This is a genomic window from Thermodesulfobacteriota bacterium (assembly GCA_040755095.1).
GTDB lineage: Bacteria > Desulfobacterota > Desulfobulbia > Desulfobulbales > JBFMBH01 > JBFMBH01.
Window position 1 is genome coordinate 1 of sequence record JBFMBH010000212.1, and the last position, 4,060, is coordinate 4,060.

Below are 4,060 nucleotides of genomic sequence, written 5' to 3' on the forward strand. Positions count from 1 at the left end.
GTACGAGTAGGGAGGCTCTGCCCAGTGGCGGGGCAACTCACACCGGGGAGTGGGTCTTGAGCCAGTCGCGGAGCGCCGCGTTGATCCGGGTCTGCCAGCCCGGTCCGCCGGCCCGGAAGGCGTCCAGGATATCCCGATCGAAACGGATCGTCGTGGACTCCTTGTCACTGCCGGCCGGCCGGCCGCGCCGCCGCCGGTGGGCCTTGATGCCAGCCGCGATCTCCTCGGCTGTCAGGGGGCGTTCGTCCTCGTCCTTGCCGTCCCAGACATAAGGTGCCCCGGCCCGCACCTTGGCAGCATCCGTCTTGCTCTCGCCGCGCAAGGCTGCGGCACGCATCTCATCAATCGTCATGGAAGTCGTTTTCGAGCCAGCCATGGTAGGCACTCCTCTCCTCGGCGCTTGCCGGCCGGAAGCTGACCGACGGCCGGACACGCCGTTGCCGGCGGCGTCCTGGCCTTCCCCTGTGCATAGCCGCCCCCGGCCATGCCGGTCTTCCGCCTGACCAGGACCCTGGCCTTTCCGCCGCCGGGGCTCGCTGACCCGGACGGCCTCCTGGCGGTGGGCGGCGATCTCACCCCGGACCGCCTCCTCCTCGCCTACCAGCAGGGCATCTTCCCCTGGTACGGCCCCGGGGACCCCATCCTCTGGTGGTCCCCGGATCCCCGCTTCGTCCTCCTGCCGGAGGCGGTGCATATCCCCCGCCGCCTGGCCCGCACCCTGCGTCAGGGCCGCTTCACCCTCACCATCGACACCGCCTTTGCCCAGGTGATCGCCGCCTGCGCCACCGTGCCCCGACCCGGCCAGCCCGGCACCTGGATCGTGCCGGCCATGGCGGCGGCGTACAACGAGCTTTTTCGGCTGGGCTTCGCCCATTCCGTGGAGGCCTGGCAGGACGATACGCTCGCCGGCGGCCTTTACGGGGTGAGCCTGGGCAGGGCCTTCTTCGGCGAATCCATGTTCCACCACGTGGCCGATGCCTCCTCCGCGGCCCTGGTCTTCCTTTGCCAGCAGCTGACCGCCTGGGGCTTTGACCTCCTGGACTGCCAGGTGGCCACCGGCCATCTCAGCCGCCTCGGCGCTCGCCCCATGCCCCGGCCCGAGTTCCTGGCCCGGCTGGCGAAGAGCATCGCCGCCCCCACCCGGCCGGGACCGTGGACAGCGCCGGCCGGGGCTTCGCCGCCAGGCAGCCCGCCGGGCTCCCCTTCCCGCCATCCGGACGTGTAGGTTGGGTTGAGCGGCAGCGAAACCCAACACCTCCGCGCAAGCGGTGGCGCCCACACCACCGGCGGCATCCCTGTGACCTTCACAGGGCGGCAACCGGGATGGACCAGACCTCGGCGAAGATGGGCAGGGCCTGCTCGGCCAGGCAGATGAGGCCGCCGGGCCCCACCGGCAGGCCCAGTCCGGACAGCACCTGGAAGTGCCGGACATCACTCCTGCCCGGGGAGGCGGTCTTCTTGATTTCCAGGGGATGGAGGAGGATACCGTCCGCGACCAGGAGAAGGTCGATCTCCTTCTTGTCCCGGTCCCGGTAATGGTAGAAGGGCGGCTGGCGGCCGCAGTGCCAGTAGCTCTTCAGAAGCTCGGCCACCACCCAGGTTTCCAGGATCGCTCCGGACATGGCCCCAGCCTCCAGGGTTTCCGGGCTCGACCACTCGGTGAGATAGCTGCACAGACCGGTATCAAGGGAATAGACCTTCGGCGCCGTTACCAGCCGCTTGCTGATACTGGTGTGGTACGGCTCCAGCAGGTGGACGATGCCAGAGGCCTCCAGGATGGACAACCAGCTCTTGGCGGTGTTGACGGCCACATCGGCGTCCCGGGCCAGCTCGGTCAGGTTGAGGAGCTGGCCGGTCCGGCTGGCAGCGGCCCGCAGGAAGCGCAGAAAGGCCATTTCGTTGCCGACCCGGGCCAAGTCCCGGACATCGCGCTGCAGGTAGGTCTGCACGTAGGAGTTGAAAAAGAGATCCCGGTCCACCCCATCGTCCAGGGAAGGTCTCGGGAATCCCCCCCGCCAGATCAGGCGATACAGCTCCAAGAGCGGAAGATGACCGCCGCTGGCCAACCTGGACGCCAGCTCCTGGCTGCCGGGCAGAAACGGTCGCGCCCCCCGGCCGCTCCCCATGGCCTCCCGGCGGGAGAGGCCGAAGAGGGGCTCCAGCGCCACCCGACCCGCCAGGGACTCGGAGACCCCCCGCATGAGATGGAACGGCTGCGAGCCGGTCAGCCAGAAGAGCCCGGCCTGCCGTTCCCGGTCGGCGACGATCTTGAGGTAGGGCAAGAGCTCCGGGGCATACTGGATCTCGTCGATCAGGACCGGAGGCGGGAAACGCTGCAGGAAGAGGGCTGGATCCTCCTTGGCCAGGCGCCGAACCAGCGGGTCGTCCAGGGTGACGCAGGCCCTGCCGACTCCCCCCAGATGCGCCAGGAGCGTGGTCTTGCCCACCTGTCTGGCACCGGTGACCAGAACCACCGGAAACTGCTTGAAGGAGTGCCGATCCCCGAGCACGTCATAGGCGCCCTTGAGCCAGGATTGTTGCCAGCGGGGGAGCTTGTGCAGCTCGTCCAGCGCCAGCAGGCTGGCCGTCTCCTGCCAGCGCCGGCGCAGGATGTCCTGCCGGTCCTCGTCGAAATCCCAGTTGAGATCGCGGCCAGCCGGGTAGCTCTCCGCCAGGATGGCCTTGGCCAGGGTGGTCTTGCCACTTGGCGCGAGCCGCCGACAAGAACCATCTGCCTGGCCAGATCCTGGAGGACATAGGGAGATATGGCGCGCATACGGCCAGTTCATGGTCTACTGCAAAATGGCCAAGGCTGTTTTGCAGCAGACAGAAAAAAGGCCATCTGACCCGAAAATCCCGTCGGAGGGCTCTCTGACGACTCGGGGGCAGGCGTGCATCCTTGTGGGGTGACTCGAAGACCCCTTTCATGAGGTGGGACGACTGGGAGCCGGTCAGCCAGAAGCGACCGGCATTCCGTTCCCGGCCGGGGAGGACCTTGCGGCGGGGCCGCAGCTCCGGGGCACACCGGATCTCATCGCCCCGGTCCTCTCCTGGGACCCATGGGACTTATAGGACCTATAGGACTTATGGGAGGCCACCATGGCCAAATTCCGGCGTTTCACCCATTCGGGTGCGCCCCGCGCATGGCAACTCTCCCCAACACGCAACCGTGACTGCACGACCCGGCCCTTTTCGGTGAGACGATACCGCTGCCACCGGCTGTTCGGCTTTCCCGGGATCGTCATTGCGATGAGCCCGTCCTGCGCTGCCGGATGGAGGTAGTGCTTTCGGAAGCTCGGCCGGTGGGACAAATCGAGGGCTGCCATCAATTCGGCCGCGGACTGCGGCCTGTCCTGTGCCATGACCCGCAACAGGGCCCCGACTTGGTCGCTGACCTGGTCGCTGGACATGGTCTCCTGCAAGGCACAGAGGATCGCCGTCAGCAGAAACTCCACGAAGACGGTCGAGCTGCCGGCGTTGTCAGCCTGGGCCAGGGACTGGAACAGGCTTCCGGGTCCGCGATGTACGGGACAACCTTCAGCACCGGCCGGCCATGGTCAGTGATCACAAGCTCTTCACCGGTTTCTTCGATCCGGCGGAAATATTCCAGCGAACGGGGCTTGAACTGGGATTTGGAAACGGTTTGCGGCACAGCGCACCTCCACGGCTTGACTTGTGACCCCAGTAGCATGGTCACCATCGGCGTGCAAGCAAGCCCCAGAAACCGCAACCCCAACCGGGCGAGAGAAACGCCGTCCGATCAACCTCCCCTCGCTTCCTGGCAAGGCTCGTCCTTCTCGTTGGTACGCGCCGTCCTGGGCGGAACGACGAAAAGGCGGCATCCTCAGGCCTGCTCCTTGTCGATGGCCCCCTTTGCCCCCTTTGTGTCCCCTTTGGCGAGCCAGCACGCAGATACGATCCGCATAGACGGCCCCCGGAGCTGGCGGAGGGCCCCGGCTCACAGGCCTGCCTTCCGGAGTCGCTCCAGGAAGGACGGCTTGCGGACGTGCTTTTCCTTGAGCGCCCGGAGACGGGAGGGGAAATCGTTGCCCGGAATGGC

The 4,060-nt window shown here is 67.0% G+C and carries 5 protein-coding genes; 1 reads left to right on the forward strand and 4 read right to left on the reverse strand.

The window, feature by feature from the left end; genetic code table 11:
- Positions 1 to 37 precede the first annotated feature (37 nt).
- On the reverse strand, positions 38 to 376 hold the full coding sequence (locus tag AB1634_18810; protein ID MEW6221564.1) for a BrnA antitoxin family protein: 339 nt from the start codon (positions 374 to 376) through the stop codon (positions 38 to 40).
- A gap of 108 nt (positions 377 to 484) precedes the next feature.
- Between AB1634_18810 and aat the strand changes: the two genes are divergently transcribed.
- Positions 485 to 1,225, forward strand: a complete 741-nt coding sequence (aat, locus tag AB1634_18815; GenBank protein ID MEW6221565.1) for a leucyl/phenylalanyl-tRNA--protein transferase — start codon at positions 485 to 487, stop codon at positions 1,223 to 1,225.
- A 79-nt stretch (positions 1,226 to 1,304) separates the two neighbouring features.
- Here aat and AB1634_18820 read toward each other — a convergent pair whose 3' ends face one another.
- The 3 genes from AB1634_18820 to AB1634_18830 form a co-directional block, all read right to left on the reverse strand.
- The gene (locus tag AB1634_18820) at positions 1,305 to 2,789 is read right to left on the reverse strand and encodes an AAA family ATPase (protein ID MEW6221566.1); all 1,485 of its coding nucleotides are present in this window, start codon (positions 2,787 to 2,789) and stop codon (positions 1,305 to 1,307) included.
- A 162-nt stretch (positions 2,790 to 2,951) separates the two neighbouring features.
- Positions 2,952 to 3,410: a Fic family protein gene (locus AB1634_18825; protein ID MEW6221567.1), complete on the reverse strand. Its 459-nt coding sequence runs from the start codon at positions 3,408 to 3,410 to the stop codon at positions 2,952 to 2,954.
- A 29-nt stretch (positions 3,411 to 3,439) separates the two neighbouring features.
- Positions 3,440 to 3,700 (reverse strand): type II toxin-antitoxin system Phd/YefM family antitoxin, encoded by a 261-nt coding sequence (locus AB1634_18830; protein ID MEW6221568.1) that lies wholly within the window; start codon positions 3,698 to 3,700, stop codon positions 3,440 to 3,442.
- Positions 3,701 to 4,060 lie beyond the last annotated feature (360 nt).

What these genes read in the sequence shown, in the direction of transcription:
- AB1634_18810 (MEW6221564.1), bottom strand. Translation starts at nt 376, where the DNA reads ATGGCTGGCTCGAAAACGACTTCCATGACGATTGATGAGATGCGTGCC.
- aat (MEW6221565.1), top strand. Translation starts at nt 485, where the DNA reads ATGCCGGTCTTCCGCCTGACCAGGACCCTGGCCTTTCCGCCGCCGGGG.
- AB1634_18820 (MEW6221566.1), bottom strand. Translation starts at nt 2,789, where the DNA reads ATGAACTGGCCGTATGCGCGCCATATCTCCCTATGTCCTCCAGGATCT.
- AB1634_18825 (MEW6221567.1), bottom strand. Translation starts at nt 3,410, where the DNA reads ATGTCCAGCGACCAGGTCAGCGACCAAGTCGGGGCCCTGTTGCGGGTC.
- AB1634_18830 (MEW6221568.1), bottom strand. Translation starts at nt 3,700, where the DNA reads ATGGTGACCATGCTACTGGGGTCACAAGTCAAGCCGTGGAGGTGCGCT.